The sequence below is a fragment of the Amycolatopsis sp. A1MSW2902 genome, from assembly GCF_017312175.1.
GTDB classification, from domain to species: domain Bacteria; phylum Actinomycetota; class Actinomycetes; order Mycobacteriales; family Pseudonocardiaceae; genus Amycolatopsis; species Amycolatopsis nivea.
This window is the reverse complement of record NZ_QJPO01000001.1, coordinates 5,231,420-5,252,093: the sequence shown is the minus strand read 5'-3', so window position 1 is coordinate 5,252,093 and position 20,674 is coordinate 5,231,420. Positions and strand designations below refer to the sequence as shown.

The 20,674-nt window shown below is 70.0% G+C and carries 23 protein-coding genes; 15 read left to right on the top strand and 8 right to left on the bottom strand.

The annotated features are described in order from the left end of the window. The first annotated feature begins 42 nt into the window (after positions 1-42). Entirely contained in the window at positions 43-618 is a 576-nt protein-coding gene (locus tag DMP23_RS24040; protein ID WP_337822584.1) for a TetR/AcrR family transcriptional regulator, read from the top strand. Here the strand turns inward: DMP23_RS24040 and DMP23_RS24035 are convergent. Then, entirely contained in the window at positions 615-2,786 is a 2,172-nt protein-coding gene (locus DMP23_RS24035) for a molybdopterin-containing oxidoreductase family protein (protein ID WP_337822583.1), read from the bottom strand. The genes DMP23_RS24040 and DMP23_RS24035 overlap by 4 nt on opposite strands. Before the next feature lie 81 nt (positions 2,787-2,867). On the opposite strand from DMP23_RS24035, the gene DMP23_RS24030 reads away from it, so the two are divergent. Together DMP23_RS24030 and DMP23_RS24025 are read left to right on the top strand one after the other, a co-directional pair. Continuing rightward, positions 2,868-4,403 carry an HD domain-containing phosphohydrolase gene (locus DMP23_RS24030; RefSeq protein WP_337822582.1) on the top strand — a complete coding sequence of 512 codons (1,536 nt, stop codon included), beginning with the start codon at positions 2,868-2,870 and terminating at the stop codon, positions 4,401-4,403. Between the two features lie 54 nt (positions 4,404-4,457). Next, positions 4,458-4,862: a nuclear transport factor 2 family protein gene (locus tag DMP23_RS24025; RefSeq protein WP_336160136.1), complete on the top strand. Its 405-nt coding sequence runs from the start codon at positions 4,458-4,460 to the stop codon at positions 4,860-4,862. Positions 4,863-4,925: 63 nt separating this feature from the next. On the opposite strand, the gene DMP23_RS24020 is transcribed toward DMP23_RS24025, so the two are convergent. Further along, entirely contained in the window at positions 4,926-5,540 is a 615-nt protein-coding gene (locus DMP23_RS24020) for a glyoxalase (RefSeq protein WP_238607768.1), read from the bottom strand. A 53-nt stretch (positions 5,541-5,593) separates the two neighbouring features. Next, positions 5,594-6,001: an MmcQ/YjbR family DNA-binding protein gene (locus tag DMP23_RS24015; protein ID WP_337822581.1), complete on the bottom strand. Its 408-nt coding sequence runs from the start codon at positions 5,999-6,001 to the stop codon at positions 5,594-5,596. Between the two features lie 33 nt (positions 6,002-6,034). On the opposite strand from DMP23_RS24015, the gene DMP23_RS24010 reads away from it, so the two are divergent. From DMP23_RS24010 to DMP23_RS23970, 9 genes are all read left to right on the top strand, one after another. Beyond that, a complete protein-coding gene (locus DMP23_RS24010; RefSeq protein ID WP_337822580.1) occupies positions 6,035-7,558 on the top strand; it encodes a PucR family transcriptional regulator in 1,524 nt (507 codons plus the stop codon). Between the two features lie 19 nt (positions 7,559-7,577). Continuing rightward, positions 7,578-8,939, top strand: a complete 1,362-nt coding sequence (locus DMP23_RS24005; protein WP_337822579.1) for an FAD-dependent oxidoreductase — start codon at positions 7,578-7,580, stop codon at positions 8,937-8,939. Between the two features lie 7 nt (positions 8,940-8,946). Next, positions 8,947-9,117, top strand: coding sequence for a hypothetical protein (locus DMP23_RS24000; protein ID WP_037810387.1), 171 nt, complete (start codon positions 8,947-8,949; stop codon positions 9,115-9,117). An 87-nt stretch (positions 9,118-9,204) separates the two neighbouring features. Then, positions 9,205-9,663, top strand: a complete 459-nt coding sequence (locus DMP23_RS23995; RefSeq protein WP_043827743.1) for a GreA/GreB family elongation factor — start codon at positions 9,205-9,207, stop codon at positions 9,661-9,663. Between the two features lie 28 nt (positions 9,664-9,691). After that, complete coding sequence (locus DMP23_RS23990; RefSeq protein WP_067590978.1) at positions 9,692-9,922, top strand: hypothetical protein; 231 nt, start codon at positions 9,692-9,694, stop codon at positions 9,920-9,922. Positions 9,923-10,071: 149 nt separating this feature from the next. After that, complete coding sequence (locus DMP23_RS23985; protein WP_051728743.1) at positions 10,072-10,443, top strand: hypothetical protein; 372 nt, start codon at positions 10,072-10,074, stop codon at positions 10,441-10,443. 94 nt (positions 10,444-10,537) lie between these two features. Further along, a complete protein-coding gene (locus DMP23_RS23980) occupies positions 10,538-11,611 on the top strand; it encodes an NBR1-Ig-like domain-containing protein (protein ID WP_337822578.1) in 1,074 nt (357 codons plus the stop codon). A gap of 540 nt (positions 11,612-12,151) precedes the next feature. After that, entirely contained in the window at positions 12,152-12,970 is an 819-nt protein-coding gene (locus tag DMP23_RS23975; protein WP_337822577.1) for a choice-of-anchor P family protein, read from the top strand. After that, positions 12,967-13,551: a class F sortase gene (locus DMP23_RS23970; RefSeq protein ID WP_337822576.1), complete on the top strand. Its 585-nt coding sequence runs from the start codon at positions 12,967-12,969 to the stop codon at positions 13,549-13,551. Before DMP23_RS23975 ends, DMP23_RS23970 begins: the two co-directional genes overlap by 4 nt. Positions 13,552-13,611: 60 nt before the next feature. Here the strand turns inward: DMP23_RS23970 and DMP23_RS23965 are convergent, their stop codons facing one another. Next, positions 13,612-14,106 (bottom strand): MarR family transcriptional regulator, encoded by a 495-nt coding sequence (locus DMP23_RS23965; RefSeq protein WP_043827741.1) that lies wholly within the window; start codon positions 14,104-14,106, stop codon positions 13,612-13,614. Positions 14,107-14,147: 41 nt separating this feature from the next. After that, on the bottom strand, positions 14,148-14,399 hold the full coding sequence (locus tag DMP23_RS23960; protein ID WP_043827740.1) for a hypothetical protein: 252 nt from the start codon (positions 14,397-14,399) through the stop codon (positions 14,148-14,150). Between the two features lie 104 nt (positions 14,400-14,503). Here DMP23_RS23960 and DMP23_RS23955 point away from each other — a divergent pair, with 104 nt between their 5' ends. Continuing rightward, positions 14,504-15,877 carry an FAD-binding oxidoreductase gene (locus DMP23_RS23955; protein WP_337822575.1) on the top strand — a complete coding sequence of 458 codons (1,374 nt, stop codon included), beginning with the start codon at positions 14,504-14,506 and terminating at the stop codon, positions 15,875-15,877. Between the two features lie 146 nt (positions 15,878-16,023). Then, entirely contained in the window at positions 16,024-17,790 is a 1,767-nt protein-coding gene (locus DMP23_RS23950; protein WP_337822574.1) for an MFS transporter, read from the top strand. Here DMP23_RS23950 and DMP23_RS23945 read toward each other — a convergent pair. From DMP23_RS23945 to DMP23_RS23935, 3 genes are read right to left on the bottom strand one after another with little or no spacing between them, the layout of a single operon-like run. Further along, entirely contained in the window at positions 17,756-17,965 is a 210-nt protein-coding gene (locus DMP23_RS23945) for a DUF1737 domain-containing protein (RefSeq protein WP_134734563.1), read from the bottom strand. The two genes, DMP23_RS23950 and DMP23_RS23945, sit on opposite strands and share 35 nt — an antisense overlap. A 49-nt stretch (positions 17,966-18,014) precedes the next feature. Beyond that, positions 18,015-19,364, bottom strand: coding sequence for a DHA2 family efflux MFS transporter permease subunit (locus DMP23_RS23940; RefSeq protein WP_275294274.1), 1,350 nt, complete (start codon positions 19,362-19,364; stop codon positions 18,015-18,017). Further along, complete coding sequence (locus DMP23_RS23935; RefSeq protein ID WP_337822573.1) at positions 19,361-19,954, bottom strand: NADPH-dependent FMN reductase; 594 nt, start codon at positions 19,952-19,954, stop codon at positions 19,361-19,363. Before DMP23_RS23935 ends, DMP23_RS23940 begins: the two co-directional genes overlap by 4 nt. 65 nt (positions 19,955-20,019) lie before the next feature. Between DMP23_RS23935 and DMP23_RS23930 the strand changes: the two genes are divergently transcribed. Then, positions 20,020-20,625: a TetR/AcrR family transcriptional regulator gene (locus DMP23_RS23930; protein ID WP_275294272.1), complete on the top strand. Its 606-nt coding sequence runs from the start codon at positions 20,020-20,022 to the stop codon at positions 20,623-20,625. Positions 20,626-20,674 lie beyond the last annotated feature (49 nt).

Genomic DNA, 20,674 nt, shown 5'->3' with positions numbered 1-20,674 from the left:
GCATCTTGAACCGATCAGTTCAAGATGCGCTACGCTGGGCAGATGGCCGGGAAGAAGCAGTTCGATGTGGACGTCGCGCTCGACGCGGCGATGGCCCTGTTCTGGCGAGCCGGATACGCCGACACCTCGCTCGACGACCTCTCAAAGGCGACCGGGCTGAACCGCAGTTCCATCTACTCCTCGCTCGGCGACAAGGACGCGCTGTACCTGCGCTGCCTGGACCGGTACGCGACGCGCTACGGGGACAGGTACGACCAAGCTCTGGCGAAGGCGGCTGAGGAACCGCTGGGGGCGATACGGGAGTTCTTCGATGTCACGCTGAACCGCATCGCTGACCCCGAAGTGCCGGACGGATGTCTCGTCGCCCAGACGGCGATGGCGATTCCGGTGCTGAGCCCGGGCATCGCGGCGCGCGCGACCGAAGTGCTGGGCCGTCAGCACACGCGGCTGCGGACCGCGTTGCGTGCCGGGAAGGTGCCTGACGCGGATGACTTCGCCGTGCACCTCGCGGCGGTCAACCAGTCGTTGGCGGTGATGAGCCGGGCCGGGGCGAGCCAGAAGCAGCTTCGCGCGATCGTCGACATCAGCTTGGGTGCGCTTTCGCGGGCTCTGGGCTAGCCGTCTTTGGTGATCTCGCACAGCGAAGCGCGCAGTGGCGAGCTGCCGCTGGTCGGGTCGCTCGGGCCTTGGCTCAGCACAAGATTGAGGTTCGCGCTGTCGTCGCCGAACGGCGGGTAGCCGGGCTGGCCGAGTCCGTCGGCGGGCTGCCACCAGCCGTGCTGTCCGCACACGACGTCGGGGCGCAGGTTGCCGTTGAACTTCGCCTTCGCGCGGATTCTCCCCAACGGCGTCTCCAACCGCACCCAGTCCCCGGCGGAGATTCCCCGGTCCGCGGCGGTTTCAGGATGGAGCTCGACGACGGGATCGGGTGCGGATTTGCGCAGGCTGGTGATTTCCCGATGCTGGGTTTCGCAGAAGAACAGCGACTTCGCGCAGGTGAGGATCAACGGGTAGCGCGTCGCCAGATCCGGCCGAGACCGCGGGCTGATCGACGGTTCGGCGAAGGTCGGCAGCGGCGGATATCCGTGTGCCCGCAACGGTTCTGAGTACAATTCGACCAGCCCGGACGGCGTCTGGAAGCCGCTTCGTTCGTACTTGCGGTAGACCGTCCGCAACGGCAGGCGGATTCCTTTCGGGGCGGCGCGCAGCTGCTCGAGGGTGAGGCCGCTGGGCTCGAGCTGGTGTCGCCAGGCCGCCTCGATGTCGCCGTGGAAAAACTGATGGCCCACTCCGAGCGCGACGGCGAGGTCGAAGATGATCCGCAGATCCGGCCGAGCCTCGCCGCGCGCGGCGACCAGCGGCTGTCGCAATTGGACAGTCGACTGCGCGGCCTGGCTTGTCTCGAAACCGATCCGCAGCGCTTCGGTCTCCCACGCACTCGTCGCGGGCAGCACGAGATCCGCTTGCTCCGCGGTCGGGTTGAGGAACAAATCCGTGTGGACAAAGAAATCCAACGCACGGAGAGCGTCCCGGCCTCGCGCGCTGTCACCGTGGGCCATGACCAGGTTGCCGCCGAAGTTGACCAGCGCCCGGGCCCGGTAGGGCACGCCGTCCAGCGCCGCGCGGTAGAGGTCCTCGCCGGTGACGAACTCGAACCGGGCGGGTCCGAGCGGACGCTCCCGCACCCCGATGGTCTTGGCGCGCTGCTCGGGCGCCAGCAGCTCCCGGCCGTCGACCGGGTTGGTCGGCACGGGCGTGAACAGCACGTTCCCGCCGGGCGCGTCGATGCATCCGGTGAGCGCGTAGAGCTGGCCGATGGCGCGTACGGTCTGGGTCGCGTTGCTGTGCTGCTCCAGCCCGCTCCAGGTGTAGAACGCGACCGGGCGGTGTTCCCAGAGCAGCCGGGCCGTGGCGACGATCTGCTCCGCGGGCACGCCGGTGATCTCCTCCGCGACCTCGGGCGGGTACTTCGCGCACTCCTCGGCGATCAGGTCCCAGACTCGGCGCGACGGGCTGACCCGTTTCGCCGCGTTGGTCCACCGTTCGACGAATTCCTTGTCGTACCAATCATTCTCGATCATCACGTGCGTGAGCGACAACGCCAGCGCCGCGTCCGTGCCGGGGCGGACGCGCAGCCATTCGTCGGCCTTGCTGGCCAGCCCGGCGCGCCGGGGATCGACCGCGACGAGCTTGGCCCCTCGCCGCAGCGCGGCGGTGGTCGCGGTGGCGTGCGCGAGCCGCGAGACCGACGGGTTGTAGCCCCAGTAGAGGATGCACTGCGCGTTCTCGAGATCGGGCAGGTAAGCGCCGGGGACCGGCTCGCCCCAGGTGTAGAGCGTGGCCAGGTGGCGGCCCCAGCCGCAGAGTTCCATATAGCTCACGAAGTTGGGACTCCCGAAGGCGCGCCGGAGCCGGGTCAGCCATTCGACGGTGTCCGACATCGCCGACGTCGAGGGCGAGGAACTGCCGAACACCACCGCTTCCGGACCCGATTCCTCCGCGATCGCGGTCAGCCGGGACGCGATCATCGCCAGTGCTTCGTCCCAGCTGACGCGCTCCCATCCGGGGTCGGCCGCACCTTTCGGAGCGGTGCGGCGAAGGGGATGCAGCAGCCGGTCCGGATGCGCGACGATCTCCGGCGCTGCCTTGCCTTTGACGCAGATCGCGGCACCGGTCGGATGGCCGGGCAGCGGGCGGAGCGCGAGCAGCCGCCCGTCCTCGACCGTCGCGGTAGCCCCGCACCTCGACACGCACAGCGGGCAGAACGTCGGCACCTCGGTCGCCATCGCGCACCTCCGGACTCTGCCTGGAAGTCGGGGCTGCCCCGTCCGGCGTAACAGCGGGAGTTTCAGTAGCGACTTTCCGGGGTGAACAACGCCGCGCCGGTGCGGTTGTCCGAGCTGGTCGCCACCCTGTCGCTGGTGGCCGATCTCGGCATGGGCCGCCCGATGGAGCGCGTGCTGCGGCAGACCGTGATCGCCCTGCGGCTGGCCGACGCGGCGGGCGCCGACGACAGCGTGCGCGCGGCGGCTTACTACACGTCGTTGCTGACCTGGGTGGGCTGCGCCGCCGACACCAGCGAGCTGGCCGAGCTGTTCGGCGACGAGACCGAGCTGTACGCCGACAGCCACGACGGCGACCTCGCCGGGGTCGCGATGGCGATGTTCGTCCTGCGGCACCTCGGGCGCGGCGGTCCGCGACTCCGCCGCGCCGCGCTCGTCGGCCGGTTCCTCGCGACGGCGGGCCGGTCGGTGCAGCAGGTCATGCAGGCGCACTGCCAAAGCGCGAGCGAACTGGCCGGACGGCTCGACCTCGGCGAGGACGTCTGCCGTCCGCTGCTGCAGTCCTTCGAACGCTGGGACGGCCGCGGCGTCCCCGGCGACGCCGGCGGCGCGGACCTCGACCCGGCCATCCGGCTGGTGCAACTCGCCGACAACGTCGAGGCTTTCCACGACAGCGCGGGCGTCGACGGCGCCGTCACCGTCGCCCGGGAACGCCGCGGCACCCAGTTCGATCCGGAGTTGGTCGACTGTTTTCTGAACCACCGCGGCGACATCCTGGCCGAACTGGACCGGATCCAGGCCTGGGACGAGGTGATCGCCCTCGACCCGAGGCTCGGCGCGCAGCTGACCGAGGACGAACTCGACCGCGCATTGCAGGCGTTCGCCGACTTCGCCGACCTCAAATCCCCGCCGCGGCTGGGGCATTCCCGCGGAGTCGCTTCGCTCGCCGCGGACGGCGCGACCCGGCTCGGTCTCCCGGCACCGGACGCCCGGCTGGTCCGGCGCGCGGGCTGGGTGCACGACATCGGGATGATCGGCGTCCCGAGCGCGATCTGGAACGCGACCCGGCCGTGGTCGCTCGCGCAGGCCGAACGCGCCCGCACGCATCCGTACCTGACCGAACGGATGCTCGCCGGAATGCCCGGCCTCGCCGCGGTCGCCCGCTGCGCGGCGCACCACCACGAACGCCTCGACGGTTCCGGTTACCCGCACGGGCTTTCCGGCGACGCCCTGCCGATGCCGTCCCGGGTTCTCGCCGCCGCCGACGTCTACCACGCACTCGGCGAACCACGTCCGCACCGCGCGCCGCTGGTTCCCGACGCGGCCGCGCAGGTGCTGACCGCCGAAGCCCGCGCCGGACGTCTCGATCCCGATGCGGTGAGCGCGGTTCTGGCAGCGGCGGGTCAGCGGGTCCGCCGGACGCCGGACGGGTTGACCGCGCGGGAGACCGAGGTCCTGCTGCACCTGGCTCGCGGACTCTCGAATCCGGAGATCGCCGCCGCGCTCACGGTGTCCCGCAAGACGGTTTCGACGCATCTGGAGCACATTTACGCGAAACTCGGGGTGACGACTCGGACGCAGGCCGCGTTGGTCGCGATGCGCCGCGGGCTGACCGGGTGAAAGATCGGGCAGTTGCCCGATCCCCGGCGGTGCGGCGCGCCGTAAACCTGAGGCATGACTACACAACTCCAGGCCTCCCGCATCTCCCGAGCGGGCGCCTTTATCGAAGCATTGAGCAGACAGGACTTCGCGCGGATGTCGTCCGCAATGGACAGTGCGGTGCGGCTGACCGCCCTGCTGCCGCCGGGATTGCGTGAATTCCACGGACCGGCCGAGATCACCGCCGCGTTCACCCACTGGTTCGGCGAGGTCGACGACTTCGAACTCGCCGAGGGCGAGGTGGACCGGGTCGGCCCGCGACTGCACCTGCGCTGGCGGGCACGAGTGCGAGCGGAACGGCTCGGCGAGGGGTGGTTCGCGGTGGAACAGCAGGCCTACGTGGACGACGACGCGGACGGGCAGTTCACGCGGATGGTGTTGCTGTGTTCCGGTTATTGCCCGGAGAGCGGGGCGCGCTGAGCGTGTTCTCGTGAGTGTTTACGCCGGTTCTAACCGGCATGAACACTCACGACCCCGCGCCCCTCACTCGGCCAGAACCGAAGTCTCCCAAGCGAACCCGTCCGGGTCCGTGATCCGTCCCGCGTCCCCGCCGACGGTCAGGAGGTGCGCGCCCGAGCCCTCTTCCGGCACCCCGGCGTCCTTCGCCAACGCCTTCCGGCCGTAAAGCGCCAGCTTGATCGGGCTCGTCTCGAATTCCACGTACTTGCGTCCGTAGCTCTTGCCGACCGCGAGCCCGTGCTGGACGTAGAACTGCTTGGTCGCCGCCACATCCGACGCGCCCAGCAGCAAAACCATCTGGTCGTATTCCCGGACCCCTGCGCCGGAGTCCTTCTTCGTGGAGGTCGCGACCTTCCAGATCGCGCCGTCGGGAGCCTGCACCACTCCGCCGAAACCCCACAGCGATTTGGCCGCCGGCTTCAGCGAGGTGGCACCCGCGGCGAGGGCAGCGTCCAGGTAAGCGACGGCGTTCGCAGGCTGGGAAACGGTGAGCGACAAGGTGAATCCGCGGAAACCGGTGCTCGGCGCGGAGGCCTGCCGGAAGCGGAGACGGTCGCCCAGGTCGAACGCAGCGGTGTAGAAGCGCTCGGCGGCGGCGACATCGGGAACGTCCAGGGTGACGAATTCGAAGGAGGTCATGCGGTAAACGCTAAATCCGGCGCCACCCCGGATGCTTCTTGATTCCTGATCGCTTACCGAGCCCGGGTCCCGGCCAGCCACGCTTCGCGCCGGCGCGGTGACGCTCGGGACAGCCAGGCGTCCTCGACGACCTCGGCTAGCTCCTGCCGCGTCAGCGAGCCCAGCTGCGCGGCGCGGATCAGCACCGACAGGTGGCCGTCGAAGTGCGGAGTGGTGAAAAACGGGCTGTCCGGGTCCTGGACCAGGGCCTGCTTGTCCGATTCGGACGGCACCCAGAACACGATCACGTCCGGATACCGCTCGCCGGTCTCCGGGTCGAAGGCGTCCGGCCGCGGCGTCCGGAAGAACACGAAAGACTTGCCGCCGACCTGGTAGACGGGGTTTTCCTTCGAGCCGCGCACCACCGTGACGTGGGGCATCCCCAGCGCCAGCTCGTGCACGTCCTCGACCCGCGCTCGCATGACCCCCCACGATACGTCAGGTATGAACAGGGCATGGTCACGCTGGATCGGCTCGTCAACGTCCTCGGTGGGTACGGCGCGCGGTTGTGCTGCTGTCCCGTCGCGCGCGAAACGGCGCTGCGGGACGTGGTGATGGACGACCCCGCCGACCCGCGCGAGTTGCGCGGCGACGTCTACCTCGCGGTCGGCGTCGATTCGGTGGCGGAAGCCGTCGAACGGGCCGCTCAAGCACGGGCTTCGGTGGTGCTGGTGCGGGGAGCGACGCCGCCGGGACCCGAGGTGGACAGCCAGGTCGCGGTGCTGCTCGTGGACCCGGAAGTGTCGTGGGGACAGCTCGCCGGCGTCGTCTACGGCCTGGTGCTCGAAGGTCGCGAGACGGAATCCGGTCGCGGGCCGACCGACTTGTTCGCGCTGGCCGACAGCCTCGCCGACGCACTCGGCAGCGCGGTCACCATCGAGGACCAGCTGTCGCGCGTGCTCGCGTACTCCAGCCGTCAGCAGGGCGCGGACCGCGTGCGGCTGGAGACGATCCTCGGGCGGCGAGTTCCGGACCAGGTGCGCGAGCTGTTCGAGCGCCGCGGAGTGTTCGCGCATCTCGCCGTTTCGGACGAGCCGTTGTTCGTCGAGGCCGATCCCGAGCACGGGCTCACCGGGCGCATGGTCGTCGCGGTCCGGGCCGGGCGCGAGACGCTCGGGTCGATCTGGGTGGAGTGCGAGGAGCCGCTGTCCGACGTCCGGCGCACCGTCCTGCACGACAGTTCCCGCACGGTCGGGCTGCATCTGCTGCGGTCGCGAGCGAGCGCCGACCTCGAACGGCAGGTCGAATCGGACCTGGTGATCCGCCTGCTGGAAGGCACTCCGGACGCGGCGGCCGTGCTGAGCAGGCTCGGTTTGCCGCCCGGCCGGTTCCGCGTGGTCGCGCTCCAGGCGCACATCGCCGACGAACGGCACGCCGCGCTGCTGCTCGCGTTCGAGCGCGCGACCACCGGGTTCGGCTGGTCACGGCCCGGCCGGAGCACGCTGTTCAGCAACACCGTCTACACCGTTCTGCCCGGTGAGGACGTCGAAACCGCCCGCGCGTGGATCGGCGGGATCCGCGACGCGCTGCCCGCGCAGGTCACGGTCGCGGCCGGGATCGGCGCGCCCGCGTCCACCGCGGACCTGCCCGCGAGCAGGCGGGAATCCGACGAGTGCCTCGCGCTGCACGACGTCCGCCCGAAACCCGGCGCGACCGTCGCGTACGACGAGTCCTGGGACGACATCCTGATCCTCCGTCTGCGCGCCGCGGCGGCAGCGGGACGAGCCCCGGCGCGCGGTCCGATCGCCGATCTGGCCCGGCACGACGCGGCCAACTCGACCAGCTATGTCGCAACCCTGCGCGCGTGGCTCGAGACCCAGGGCGATCTCACCGAGGCCGCCGAACGGCTCGGCGTGCACCCCAACACCATCCGCTACCGGCTGCGGAAGATGGCCGACGTGACGCCGCTGCGGCTCGATCTGCCCGCGAAACGGCTGGCGATGATCATCGAATTGGCCGTCGCCGATCCGCAGGATTGACCGATCCGGACAAACGGGCTTGATCCGTTTGGCCGAACTCGACAAAGCCCGTCCGCCGGATCCGGGTCATCCTGGCCGCACCAGCACAACGAGCGGCACCGGTTCGACGGAGGAACACATGGGCGATCTCGACCGGAAGGACGGCGGGCCGCGTTCGGCGATCGTGGTCGGCGCGGGCATCGTTGGCCTGTCGACCGCCTGGTTCCTGCAGGAACGCGGCGTGCGGGTGACCGTCGTCGACCGCGAGGGCATCGCGGCGGGCTCGTCCTGGGGCAACGCGGGCTGGCTTTCGCCCGGGCTCGCGATCCCGCTCAACGAACCCGCGGTCCTCCGCTACGGCCTGCGCACCCTGCTCGACCGGCAGGCTCCGCTGCACGTCCCGGCCACCCCGGACCCGCGGCTGTGGCAGTTCCTCGCCCGCTTCGCGGCGAACTGCACCCACCGGTCCTGGAACCGGGCGGTGCGCGCGAACCTGCCGTTCAACGAGGAATGCCTCGAAGCGTTCGACATCCTGACCGCGAACGGCGTGGACGCGCCGACCATCGACGCGCCCATCACCGCCCTGTTCGAGACTGCGGACAAGGCGCAAACGCTGGTCAAGGAACTGGACCGGCTCGGCGACGCCGGGCAGAAGGTGTCCTGGACCCAGCTCGCCGGACCGGAGCTGCGCGAGCACTTCCCGCAGGTCACCGACCGGATCGGGGCCGGCATCCGGCTCGACGGCCAGCGGTACGTCGACCCCGGCCGGTTCGTCGAATCGCTCGCCCGCGCGGTGGTCAGCCGAGGCGGCACGATCCGGCACCGGTTCGAGGTCGCCGCGATCCGCCGGCACGAGTACGCCTACACCGTCCTGTCGGCGAACGGGCAGACCGTCAACGCCAACGCCGTCGTGCTCGCGACCGGCGCTTGGCTGGGAGAGCTGGCGCGCAAGTGGGGCGTGCGCGTCCCGGTGCGCGCCGGCCGCGGGTACTCCTTCACCGTGCCGACCGACGAGCCGGTGCCGAGCCCGATGTACCTGCCCGACATCCGGGTCGCGTGCACGCCGTACCAAGGCGGGCTGCGGGTGGCCGGGACGATGGAGTTCCGCAAGCCGGACGACCCGCTGTACCCCGCCCGCGTCGACGCGATCATCGCCTCGGCCCGGCCGCTGCTCAAGGGCCTGCGCTGGGACGAGCGCACCGACGTCTGGGTCGGCTCGCGCCCGGTCAGCGCCGACGGGCGGCCGGTGATCGGCCGGACCGGCGCGCCCGGGATGTACGTCGCGGGCGGGCACGGCATGTGGGGCCTGTCCCACGGCGCGGTCACCGGGAAGCTGCTCGCCGAGCAGATGGTCACCGGCAGGCTCCCGGAAGCGCTGCGGCCGTTCGACCCGCTGCGGTGACCCGCGCGTGTCCGCCGAACCCGTCCCGCTGACCGGCGACGAGCACGCCGAACTGCTCTTCCTCCGCGCGGAGAACGCCTTGCTGCGCACCGAAAGGGACATCCTGGTGAAAGCAGCGGGCTGGTTCGCCGCCGACGCCGGCGTGCTCGACCGCCGCACCGAGCCCGAGCCCCGCTGACCGCCGCGGGACTCCTCGAAAGTCCGTGGGGGCTGGACGCCTCCTGCTTGCCCGGCCCCCACGGACGTCATCCGAAAGGCACCTCTCATGTCGACGACCTCTTCGCGTCCCTGGCTGACCGCCGACGCGCACGCCCGCCTCGCCGCGGAACTCGCTGACCTGCAACGCGAACCCGACCTCGACGAGGGCGCGGGCGAACACGACCGGCTCGACCGGCAGCAGCACCGGCAGGCGCGGATCCGGCAGCTCCAGGACCTGCTGCAGAACGCGGTCGTCGGCGAGGACCCGCCTGACGACGGGGTCGCCGAGCCGGGGATGGTCCTGACGGTCCGCTACGACGACGGCGGGACCGAGACGTTCCTGCTGGCCGCGCGCGACGAGGTGGGCGGCGGGCTGGAGGTGTACTCCCCGGATTCGCCGCTCGGGCGGGCGTTGCACGGTGCGAGGCCGGGGGAGCAGCGGGAGTACGAGGTGCCGAGCGGCGCGCTTGTGCGGGTGACGCTGGTCGAGGCTTATCCCTACGGCCGCTATCGAAACGACGGCTGAACCCCGCTTTGTGATTACCCTGACAGGTGTGACCGACGAAGAGCTCATCATCGAGTTCGCCCTCGCCCGGCTCGACAACCCGAGCCTCGACCTCGAGGAGGTCGCGGCGCTGCTCGTCCGCCGCGCCGGACCGGACCGGATGCTCGACTTCGCCGCGCGGAACCTCGAGACGCGCGGCGAACTGCGCGCCGCGATGTTCGAGTCGGCGGTCGAACACGTCTTACGCGTCGTCCTGACATTGCGCGGCCCGGCTGACTGAGCCGTGGACAATTCGCTGACCTGCGTGGACAGCCCCGGACATTGACCGTGGACAGCGAGCGGTTGAGGACAAAACGGACGGCGCGCTGGGATGAGTGCACCGGGATTTCCCGGCTGTAATCCATTCCGATTCGTCCGAGGGGAACACCCATGAAGATCGGCAAGACGCTGATGGCCGCCTCCGCGCTGGGGATCGCACTCGCCGGGATCGCCGCGCCTGCCGCGTCGGCGGACACCGCGGCTCCGGCGAGCGCGCAGAGCAAGCACACCGCGAGCATCAAGTGCACGAAGCCGTCCGGGAAGAAGGCCAACTACTCCTGGGGCGACGGGTTGACGAACGTCACCGTCTACTTCAACAACCACTGTTCGCACAAGGTGTCCGCGGGCATCGTGCTCAAGGACATGGACGGCGCGCTGAGCGTCCAGTGCATGACCACGAACGGCGGCACCAGCGGCAAGAAGAAGTTCCACATCGGCGCGGACCACACGGTCGCGCGCATCCAGAAGGGCTGCAAGCTCTGAGCCTCCGCGGCTGATTCGCCGGGCGGGCCCGGGGCTGCGCCGCCCCGGGCCGCCTGGCAACCTCCAAGGGTCGATGTCGATCATTGGAGGTGTCATGAGCGAGCCCGCGCCCGGGCAGCCCGGGGCCCGCCGGGGTCGCAAGCACATCGTGCCCGACGCCGGCTCGGGCCCGGTGGCCCGTTTCGCTTGCGCTCTGCTGGACCTGAAGCGGGAAGCGGGCGACCCGTCCTACGACCGCATGCGCACGGAACTCGGCGCGGCGGCGTCGAAGTCCGCCCTTTCGGCCGCCACGCGCGGCCGCAGCGCGCCGTCCTGGCCGACGACCTGGGAGTTCGTCCGCAGCCTCGCGGTGACCGGCCTCGGCCGCGACGAGGAGACGGTGCGCCGCGAGTGGCTGGCGCGCTGGGAAGAGGCGGCCGAGGGGCAGTCGGGGTGGGGCGCCGACTCGGCAGAAGGCGCTTCGTCCGCCGATCGGCCCGGTACGGGGGAGCGGATGCCGTCGGCGGGCGAACCTTCCTCCGCGCCGGAACCGCCGCCCGATGCCGATCCGGCTGTGCCCGCTCCGTCCGCCGTTCCCGCCGAACCGTCCGCCGTCCCCGCTGCGACCGCCGTTCCGGCTGCGTCCGCCGCCCCCGAACCGGCCGCCGTTCCCGCTGCATCCGCGGCCAAGGCCAAGACCCGCCGCTGGGGTTCGATCGTCGTCGCCGCGACCGTGCTGGTCGTCCTCGGACTCGTGGCCGCCGTCGTCGTCCTGGCCACACCGTCCGCCCGCGACAAGGAAGCCGCCGCCCCGCACTACCCGCTGCCCGGCGACTCGTCCGGCTTCGGCGGCGACGGCCTGCCCGGCGACGTCACCTTCCCGGACGGCGCGAAAGCCCGCTACGGCCAGACGTTCACGAAGATCTGGCGGCTGAAGAACACCGGCTCGGTCCCGTGGCGCAGCCGCTTCTTGCAGGTCGCGGGCGGCACCACCGTGCTGTGCCCGTCGCCGCCGCGCGTCCCGGTCCCGGACGCCGAGCCGGGGCAACTGGTGGAGGTGAGCGTCCCGGTGACGCCGACCGGCACCGGCGTCTGCCACGTCCTGTGGAAGATGGTCGACGAACGCGGCGCGCTCGTGTTCCCGGACCGGACCGGGATTTTCTATCAGGTGACCGTCACCGTGGAGTAGCCGAGAACGCGCCCGAAGTCCTTTTCGGACTGTCCACAATCGCGCGTCGCCGCAGGTCACCGCCCTGGGCAAGAAAATCGTACCCTTTTTCCCGTTCGCTCGTTCCGTTCCCGCTGATTCCATTGTGGACAATTTCCGCCCGCCCGGAACCCGGTCGCGGGACGAATTGGCGAACCGGGAATGGCGGCGTCGGCGACGGTAGCGGTCACATTGCGGAGGGTGGTCAACGAATACCCTCCGCAGGATCACTCCTCCGGGTGGAGCGAAGGGCAATCCGCCATCGGGGCCTCGGTTCCGGTAGCTCAGCGTGAGAAAACCGCGGAGCGAGCGCCGCGTTACATCACTCTTTAGTGGTGAAATTGCGATAATTGTGGTCACCGGAACCGGTGGGCGGGCGCGGTGCGCGACGGATCTTGGTTTGCGTTTCCCGGGCGTCTTGATAATGTCGCGGCCTGCCAGGGACCGACAGTTGTGCTCGGTCACGCGTGGATTCGGGGATCCGTGCGGCGGCTCCATTCTTGATGTTCGGAAGGACAATTCATGCGTTCTGCCCTGCTGCGCGGACGGACCGTCGCGGTCGCCGTTCCCGCGCTGGCTTTGCTCGCCGCCGCCGTCGCCCCGCCGGCGCTCGCCGCCGACGCGCCGGCCGGCTCGGCCTACGGCGCGTCCGCCTCGGTCTCGCTGCTGCCCGGCGTGCTCGGCGACAAGGGAATCACCGTCGACACCGGCAAGATCGCGCCCTCCTCGACCGAGGGCCCGGAGTCCGCGCAGGTGGTGAACGTGCCGCTGAAGGGCCTGGTCACGGCCAAGGTGATCAGCAGCTCGGCGAAGCAGGACGGCAGCAACGGCCCGGTCGACGCGAAGGCCTCGATCGTCGACGCCGCGCTCCCGGTGCTCGCCCCGCTCGCCGGCTCCACCCCCAAGGCCCGCGTGATCAGCTCCGAGTGCAAGTCCACCCCGGACGGCATCACCGCCTCGTCCGAGCTGGCCGGCCTCGACCTCGGCAAGATCGGCAAGCTCCCCGTGTCGACCAAGCCGAACCAGAAGCTCGGCATCGACGGCGTGCTGCAGGTGATCGTCAACGAGCAGATCAAGCACTCCGACGGCAGCCTCACCGTCAACGCGCTGCACGTCAAGCTGCTCGGCGGCGCCGCCACCGGCGCGCTCGGCAAGGGCGACATCGTCCTCGCCTCGGCCACCTGCGCCAAGGTCGCGGGCAACCCGACCACCACGCCGCCGACCACCCAGCCGAGCAAGCCGGGCACCCCGCCCGCCGAAGGCCCCGGACAGGTCACGGTCGTGCCGGTCGGCGCGCCGGAGACCGGCGACGGCACGCTGGCCGCGGTGACCGCCCGGTGACGCGTTCCCGGTTCGGGCTTTTCGCGCTGCTGCTGGCTTTCGTCGCGAACTTCGCCCTCCTCGGCTGCGGTTCGGCGGACCAGGCTCCGCAGGCCGCCGCCCCGGCGAGTTCCGCGGCGGCCGCGCAGCAGGTCGCGGACCCGGTCTCGCTCGACGTTCCCAGCATCGACGCGCATTCGTCACTGGTGCCGCTCGGCCTCAACGACGACAAGACCGTGCAGGTGCCGCCGGTGGACCAGCCGCTGCAGGCGGGCTGGTACCACTTCGGGCCCAAACCGGGCCAGGTCGGACCGGCGGTCGTCCTCGGCCACATCGACGGCAACCACCAGAAGGGCATTTTCTGGCGGCTGCACGAGATGAAGAAGGGCGACAAGGTCGTCATCGGCCGCAAGGACGGGTCGAAGGCCACGTTCACGGTGACCAAGGTGGACCAGATCGCGAAGAAGACGTTCCCCACCGAAGCCGTGTACGGCAACACGACCGACTCGCAGATCCGCCTGATCACGTGCGGCGGCGCGTTCGACGCCGAAAAGAAGAGCTATCTCGACAACATCATCGTGTACGGCACGCTCGACAGCTGAGCCGCACAGATACCGGGGCCTCGTCGTTTCGCGCTCGGGCGAAGCGGCGAGGCCCTTCTGTCATTCCCCGGAGAGCTCCTCGGTCGCGGCCCGGCCCGCTTCGGCGGTGCGGCGCAGAAACCCGGCGATCAGCATGAGTTCGTCTTCGGTGTACCCGGCGCACAGGTCGTCCATCGCCGAGTTCATCCCGCCGTACACCCGAAACAGTTCCTGCGTACGGCCCGGCACCGCCCGCACAGTGACCGCGCGCCGGTCGGCCGCGTCGGGATCCCGTTCGCGCACCACCCATCCGCCGCGCTGCAGGCGGTCGAGAATGCCGGTCACGGTCGCCGGGTGCAAACCAGCGCGGCGGGCGAGCGCGCTCGGGCTCAGCGGGCCGCCGGTCGAGATCAGTTCGAGGCAGTCGAGGTCGACGTCCTTGAGCTTCAGCCGCCCGCCGACCTGGTGGTTCAGCAGCGACAGCTGATTGCGCAATTCCCGCAGCGACTCCTTGAGGGCCACCGTGGTGCGCCGCCTGCGTCGCGCCGTCTCCGTCCCGGATGCTCCGGACGCCATCTGCTCCGCCCTCCCGTTTCTCGCTGGTCAGCGTAGCCGGGTCAGGCGGCGGCGAGCAGCGCTTCCCCGGCCGGGGTCAGCACGGCGGGCACCGGCTGCCCGAACGGCCCGGTTTCCCGCGCGCGCAGCAGACCGGCGCGCGCCAGCGCGTGCGCGGTGAACTGGTCGCTGCACGGCAGGCCGTCCACGAACAGATCCGGCTCGCAGCTGCAGGTCAGCCGCCCGCGCCCGGCGGCGACGGCACGCAGCATCGAGATCCCGCGGCGGGTGACAGTGGTGTCGGTGCTGTTCATGGCTGCCTCCTCGAAGCTCGCTCTCACCGATACGTCGAACGAGCCGCCCGGATTTCGACCTAACCTGACGGGGAAAAGCGGACCGGAAGAACACGGGAGCCCCCATGCTGATCGACGACCTGCACACCGTCCTGCCGGACGACCGGATCGTGCGGGACCCCGATGTGCTGCGCAGCTTCGCGCACGACGAGGCGGAGTGGGCCCCCTACGGCGAACCGGCGGTCCTGGTCCGCCCGCGCACCGCGGACGAGGTGCAGGCGACCGTGCGGCAATGCATCAAACACGGCACCCCAGTGGTCCCGCGCGGCGCGGGAACCGGACTGTCCGGCGGCGCGAACGCGTTGGCCGGCTGCGTCGTGCTGGCGACCGACCGGATGACCAAGATCAAGGAGATCGACCCGGTGGAGCGGCTCGCCGTCGTCGAACCCGGCGTGGTCAACGACGATCTCCGCGCGGCCTGCTCGGAACACGGGCTCTGGTATCCGCCGGACCCGGCCAGTTCGCCGTGGTCGACGATCGGCGGCAACGTCGCGACCAACGCGGGCGGCGTGTGCTGCGTGAAGTACGGCGTGACCCGCGACTACGTCCTCGGGCTGCAGGTCGTCACCGGCACCGGCGAACTCGTCCGGCTCGGCCGCCGCACCGCGAAGGGCGTCGCCGGGTACGACCTCGCGGGGCTGATGGTCGGTTCGGAAGGGACTCTCGGCGTCATCACCGAAATCACCGTGCGGCTGCGGGCGAAACGCGCGGCGGAGGCGACCGTCGCGGGCTACTTCGACTCGACGGTCGCGGCGGGGGAGGCAGCGGCGGCGATCCGTGCGGCCGGGATCGTGCCGTCGGCGCTGGAACTGGTGGACCGGCATTGCCTCGCCGCGGTCGACGCCTGGAAGAACATGGGCTTGTCCGCCGACGCGAACGTGGTGCTGCTCGGCCGCAGCGACGTGCCGGGCGGGCACGAGGCCGCGGTGATGGTGGAGTGCTTCGAGAAGGCGGGCGCGACCTGGGCCGCGCAGTCGACCGACGAGGCCGAGGCGGACGCGTTGTTCGCCGCCCGGCGGCTGGCGTACCCGGCGCTCGAACGGCTCGGTCCGGTGCTCACCGAGGACGTCTGCGTGCCGACGCATCTGGTGCCGGAAATGCTCGCCCGGATCGATCTGGCGGCGCAGCGGCACAATACGCAAATCGCCAATATCGCGCATATCGGCGACGGGAATCTGCATCCGCTGCTGATCACGCCGACCGGGGACGACGACGCGCAGCGCCGCGCGCAGGCCGCGTTCGACGACATCGTCGCCGACGCGCTCGAACTCGGCGGGACGGTGACCGGCGAGCACGGGGTGGGCCTGCTGAAGCGGCCCGGCCTCGAAAAGGAGCTGGGACCAGCGGTCCTCGACCTGCACCACGCGGTCAAGAACGCCCTCGACCCGCACGGGATCCTCAATCCCGGAAAGGTCGTCGGCGGTCCCGTCCAGCGGTAACTCGACCGAGTGAAAGTAAACAGTCCACAAAGGATAGTCATCCGTTTGTGACCCTTGTCTCCCAGTCGTTTTCTTTTGTTGGTTGCCTACCGCAAGCAACTTGCTTAGCCTAGCTAAGGGAACGGCTGGGAGAGGGGTTTTCGACAGTGGCGGAGCGCAGGACGTATTCGATCGCGGAACTCGGTCCGCGGTACAAGTGGATCGCGCTGTCCAACACGACGCTCGGGATGCTGATCGCGACGATCAACTCGTCCATCGTGCTGATCGCGCTGCCCGACATCTTCAAGGGCATCGGCATCAACCCCCTGGAACCGTCGAACACGAGCTACCTGCTGTGGATGATCATGGGCTTCCTCGTGGTCACCGCGGTGCTCGTGGTGGCGTTCGGCAGGCTCGGCGACATGTACGGCCGGGCCAGGATGTACAACCTCGGCTTCGCCGTCTTCACCGTTTCCTCGATCATGCTGGCGATCACCTGGTTCGACGGCGACGCGGCCGCGCTGTGGCTGATCGGCTGGCGGATCGTGCAGGGCGTCGGCGGCGCGTTCCTGATGGCGAACTCGTCGGCCATCCTCACCGACGCCTTCCCGGCCAACCAGCGCGGGCTCGCGCTCGGCATGAACGGCGTCGCGGCGATCGCGGGCTCGTTCCTCGGCCTCGTCGTCGGCGGCGTGCTCGCGCCGGTGAACTGGAACCTGATCTTCCTGGTGTCGGTGCCGTTCGGCGTCATCGGCACGATCTGGGCGTACGTCAAACTGCACGACACCGGCGTCCGCCAGCACGCGAAAATGGACTGGTGGGGCAACATCACCTTCGCGGTCGGCCTCATCGCGGTGCTGGTCGGGATCACCTACGGAATCCAGCCGTACGGCACGTCGCAGACCGGCTGGGGCAGCCCGATGGTGCTGTCCTGCCTGATCGGCGGGGTCGCGGTGCTGATCGCGTTCGTGGTGATCGAGACGAAGGTGCCGAACCCGCTGTTCCGGCTGTCGCTGTTCCGGATCCGCTCGTTCAGCTGGGGCAACCTGGCGAACCTGACCGCGTCGCTCGGGCGCGGCGGGCTGCAGTTCGTGCTGATCATCTGGCTGCAGGGAATCTGGTTGCCGCAGCACGGTTTCACCTTCGAGCAGACGCCGCTGTGGGCCGGGATCTACATGCTGCCGCTGACCATCGGCTTCCTGGTGGCCGCGCCGACGTCCGGCATCCTGTCCGACCGGATCGGCAGCCGCGCGCTCGCCTCCGGCGGCCTGGTCATCACCGCGCTCACGTTCCTGTTGCTGACGCTGCTGCCGGTGAACTTCGACTACTGGGCGTTCGCCGGGATCCTGCTGCTCAACGGCATCGGCATGGGCATGTTCTCCTCGCCGAACCGGGCCGAGGTGATGAACAGCCTCCCGGCCGACGCGCGAGGTTCCGGCGCGGGCATGATGACGACCTTCCAGAACGCGGCGATGGTGCTGTCGATCGGCTTCTTCTTCAGCCTGATCATCGCCGGCCTGTCGGACCACCTGCCGATCGCGATGTCGCAGGGCCTGACCCAGCACGGCGTCCCTGAGGCGGCCGCGCAGCAGGTCGCCCACCTGCCCGCGGTCGCGGTGCTGTTCGCGGCGTTCCTCGGATACAACCCGATCCAGCAGCTGCTCGGCGGCCAGCTCGCCCACCTGCCCGCCGATCAGGCGAGCTTCCTGACCGGACGCAGCTTCTTCCCGAACCTGATCTCGGGCCCGTTCCAAGACGGCCTCGCGGTGGCGTTCGGCTTCGCGATCGTGGTGTGCCTGGTCGGTGCGGTGGCGTCGCTGTTGACGAAGGACACGAAGAAGTCGTCGGAGTCGGTGGGCGAGGAACTGGCCGCGGTGGCCGGGGAATCCGGCGGCGGGCCTAGCGAGCTGGTGTCTCCCCGGAGCGATCGGTAGCGGGCCACAGCACGGCTTGGGCGACGATCACGTTCTCGCCGTTGAAGGTCAACGCGGGGCCCTCGTGCAGGCGATAGCCGAGCGCGAGGGCTTCGCTGACCCGGCGGCAGAAGGCAGCGTCGTCGGGACCGGTGAGGACTCGGTAGACGGGGAGACCGTCCGGGGGTGTGCTCATGCGGTCATGATGTCGTGGGCGGCGATGCCGGTTCTCACCGGAGTGCCGCTCACGAGGCCCTCCGCACCATCCACGCCGTCCCCAGCGCCCCCACCGCTCCCACGCTGATCGCCGCGAATCCCAGCCGGAACGCCGCGTCGACGTCCGGCAGCCGTCCCGCGATCAGCACCGCGAACACCGCGCCCCCGAGCGAGCCGCCCACCCGCAGCAGGATCGTCACCTGCGCGGCCGCGTCCGGAAGCCGGGACGGTTCAACAGTTTTGTAAGCCGCGATCCCCATCGGCATGCTCACCAAAGCCACCGAAGCCCCATACCCGGCAAGCAGAATCTGCACGAGAACACCAGGTGCGTCCACCGGCAGGAACGCGAACGGCACCGTGCACACCACCGCCAGCACCGCACCCACCAACGCGACCGGCGCGGCGCCGTACCGATCCACCGCTCGCCCAGTCACCGGCGCGATCGCTGCCGTAGCACCGGCGAAACCGAGCAAACTCAGACCGGTGTCAACGAAATCCAGGTGCCGACCCAGCTGGAAATACAGCGTCACCACGATCCCGCTGCCGAAGATCAGCGCCCCGTTGAAAGCGGCGGCGAGGCTGGCGGCACGGTAAAGCCGGTTGCGGTACAGGGAAAAGTCCAGCAGCGGACGCGGATGCCGTCGCCGCACGAACCACACCAGCAAAACGAGACCAGGCACCAGAATCGGCCACTCGAGTTGCCCGGTGTCGCCCCACGTCGTGATGGCGTAGAGGACCAACGGCAGCCCGGCAGCGATCAGGGCCAGGCCGACGAAATCGATCCCGCCAGGGTTCTCGCGGGAGCCGCGCGGCACGTACCGGAGGCCGAGGACCAGGCCGACCGCGCCGATCGGCAGGTTGATCAAGAACAGCCACGGCCACGAAAGCCCGTGCAGGATCAGGCCTCCGGCGAGCGGGCCGAGCGCGGGCGCGACGCTCACCGCGATCCCGAGCGTCGCCATCACCCGGCCCAGCCGTGCGGCGCCGACCTGTTGTCCCAGAACGGTTTGCCCGGCCGGGATCAGGACACCGCCCGCCAAGCCTTGCAGGAACCGGAAAGCGATGAGCAGCACGACGTCCGGCGCGGCCGCGCACAAGCCGGACGTCACGGTGAACGCGGCCAGCGCGACGAGCCACACGCGGCCGGCGCCGAAACGTCGCGCGAGCCAGCCGGTCAAGGGGAGCGACAGGGCGAGCGCGAGCAGGTAACCGCTCGCGACCCATTGCGTCACCGAGAGATCCGCGCCCAGATCGCTGCTGATCGAGTCGAGGCCGATCGTCACCACGGACGCGTCGAGTCCGCTCGCGAACGCGCCGAACACGATGATCCAGCAGATCCGCCACGTCGCGCGGTCGATCGGAGCGGCGACGGTGGTCATCGCGAAGCTCGCAAGGTGCGCAGCGCGGTCGACCAGTCGACAAGTTCCCCCAGCATCCGCGTCAGGATGCCTTCGTGGTGCTCGGCGGGAGTGAACGTGCCGGGCTCGGCCATGTCCGGGATGGCGAAGTCGGTGAACAGTCCCAGCGCGACTTGCGAGCGCACGCAGGCGACCTTCACCTCGGCGAGCGTCAACCGCAGGTGTTCCACCGCGCGCGTGCCGCCGTTGGTGCCGTAGCTGACGAAACCGGCGGCTTTGTCGGCCCATTCGGAAAACAGGAAGTCGATGGCGTTCTTGAGCGCCGCGGGCATGGAGTGGTTGTACTCGGGCGTCACGAAAACGAAGCCGTCGAAGCCGTCGATCAGTTCGGCCCAGCGCTGGGTGTGGTCGTTGCGGTAGCCGCCGAGCGCGGCGGGCAGCGGTTCGTCCAGGAACGGGAGGTCGATTTCGGCGAGGTCGAGCACCCGCACCTCGGCCCGGTCGCCGAGGAAGGCGGCGGCGCGGGCGCGGGTCCATTCGGCGACCTGCGTCGCCCGGCGGCCGGGACGGGTGCTTCCGGAGACGACGGCGATGCGAAGCGGAGAAGTCATGCCCCGAAGGTACAACGCTCGTTGTAGTTTTTGCAACGGTCGTTGTACTTCGGCATACTGAGCCGGTGCGGACGGACAAACAACGTGCTCTGCTCGACGGCGCCCTGCGGGTGTTCGCGCGGGACGGCTACTCGCGCGCCAGCATCGACGTGCTCGCGGCCGAGGCCGGCGTCTCGTCGCGGACGATCTACAACCACTACGGCGACAAGGCCGGGCTCTTCCGCGCCGTGATCCTGGACAGCTCGGACCGGGTCGCGCAGCGGCAGATCGCGGTCGCGGACAAGCTCCTCGGCCGGATCGCCGACCTGGAGGCCGACCTCGTCGAGTTCGGCCTCCAGTGGGCGAAACGCGATCCGGAAACCGAACCGCACTGGGCGCTGGTGCGCCAAATCCAGGCGGATCTGGACCACATCGCTCCGGAAACGGTCGCCGCGTGGAAGGAACGCGGCCCGACCCGGGTACGGCTGGCACTGGCCGGGCATCTCCGCAGGCTCGCCGCGGAAGGCCGCCTCGAGCTGGACGACCCGTCGCTGGCCGCGGTGCATCTCGTGCAGCTCACCGCGGGCAGCGCCGCCGCGGCCGAACCGGGGGAGGACTGGGAAGCGCTGGTCCGGTCCGGCGTCGGCGTCTTCCTGCGCGCTTACGCGCCGGGCGTCACCAGCCGAAGCTGACCGAGCGGATCTTCACCGGGTGCGAATCCTCGGATATCGATATGACGAG

What these genes read in the sequence shown, in the direction of transcription:
- DMP23_RS24040 (WP_337822584.1), top strand. Translation starts at nt 43, where the DNA reads ATGGCCGGGAAGAAGCAGTTCGATGTGGACGTCGCGCTCGACGCGGCG.
- DMP23_RS24035 (WP_337822583.1), bottom strand. Translation starts at nt 2,786, where the DNA reads ATGGCGACCGAGGTGCCGACGTTCTGCCCGCTGTGCGTGTCGAGGTGC.
- DMP23_RS24025 (WP_336160136.1), top strand. Translation starts at nt 4,458, where the DNA reads ATGACTACACAACTCCAGGCCTCCCGCATCTCCCGAGCGGGCGCCTTT.
- DMP23_RS24020 (WP_238607768.1), bottom strand. Translation starts at nt 5,540, where the DNA reads ATGACCTCCTTCGAATTCGTCACCCTGGACGTTCCCGATGTCGCCGCC.
- DMP23_RS24015 (WP_337822581.1), bottom strand. Translation starts at nt 6,001, where the DNA reads ATGCGAGCGCGGGTCGAGGACGTGCACGAGCTGGCGCTGGGGATGCCC.
- DMP23_RS24010 (WP_337822580.1), top strand. Translation starts at nt 6,035, where the DNA reads ATGGTCACGCTGGATCGGCTCGTCAACGTCCTCGGTGGGTACGGCGCG.
- DMP23_RS23995 (WP_043827743.1), top strand. Translation starts at nt 9,205, where the DNA reads ATGTCGACGACCTCTTCGCGTCCCTGGCTGACCGCCGACGCGCACGCC.
- DMP23_RS23985 (WP_051728743.1), top strand. Translation starts at nt 10,072, where the DNA reads ATGAAGATCGGCAAGACGCTGATGGCCGCCTCCGCGCTGGGGATCGCA.
- DMP23_RS23980 (WP_337822578.1), top strand. Translation starts at nt 10,538, where the DNA reads ATGAGCGAGCCCGCGCCCGGGCAGCCCGGGGCCCGCCGGGGTCGCAAG.
- DMP23_RS23975 (WP_337822577.1), top strand. Translation starts at nt 12,152, where the DNA reads ATGCGTTCTGCCCTGCTGCGCGGACGGACCGTCGCGGTCGCCGTTCCC.
- DMP23_RS23965 (WP_043827741.1), bottom strand. Translation starts at nt 14,106, where the DNA reads ATGGCGTCCGGAGCATCCGGGACGGAGACGGCGCGACGCAGGCGGCGC.
- DMP23_RS23960 (WP_043827740.1), bottom strand. Translation starts at nt 14,399, where the DNA reads ATGAACAGCACCGACACCACTGTCACCCGCCGCGGGATCTCGATGCTG.
- DMP23_RS23955 (WP_337822575.1), top strand. Translation starts at nt 14,504, where the DNA reads ATGCTGATCGACGACCTGCACACCGTCCTGCCGGACGACCGGATCGTG.
- DMP23_RS23945 (WP_134734563.1), bottom strand. Translation starts at nt 17,965, where the DNA reads ATGAGCACACCCCCGGACGGTCTCCCCGTCTACCGAGTCCTCACCGGT.
- DMP23_RS23940 (WP_275294274.1), bottom strand. Translation starts at nt 19,364, where the DNA reads ATGACCACCGTCGCCGCTCCGATCGACCGCGCGACGTGGCGGATCTGC.
- DMP23_RS23935 (WP_337822573.1), bottom strand. Translation starts at nt 19,954, where the DNA reads ATGACTTCTCCGCTTCGCATCGCCGTCGTCTCCGGAAGCACCCGTCCC.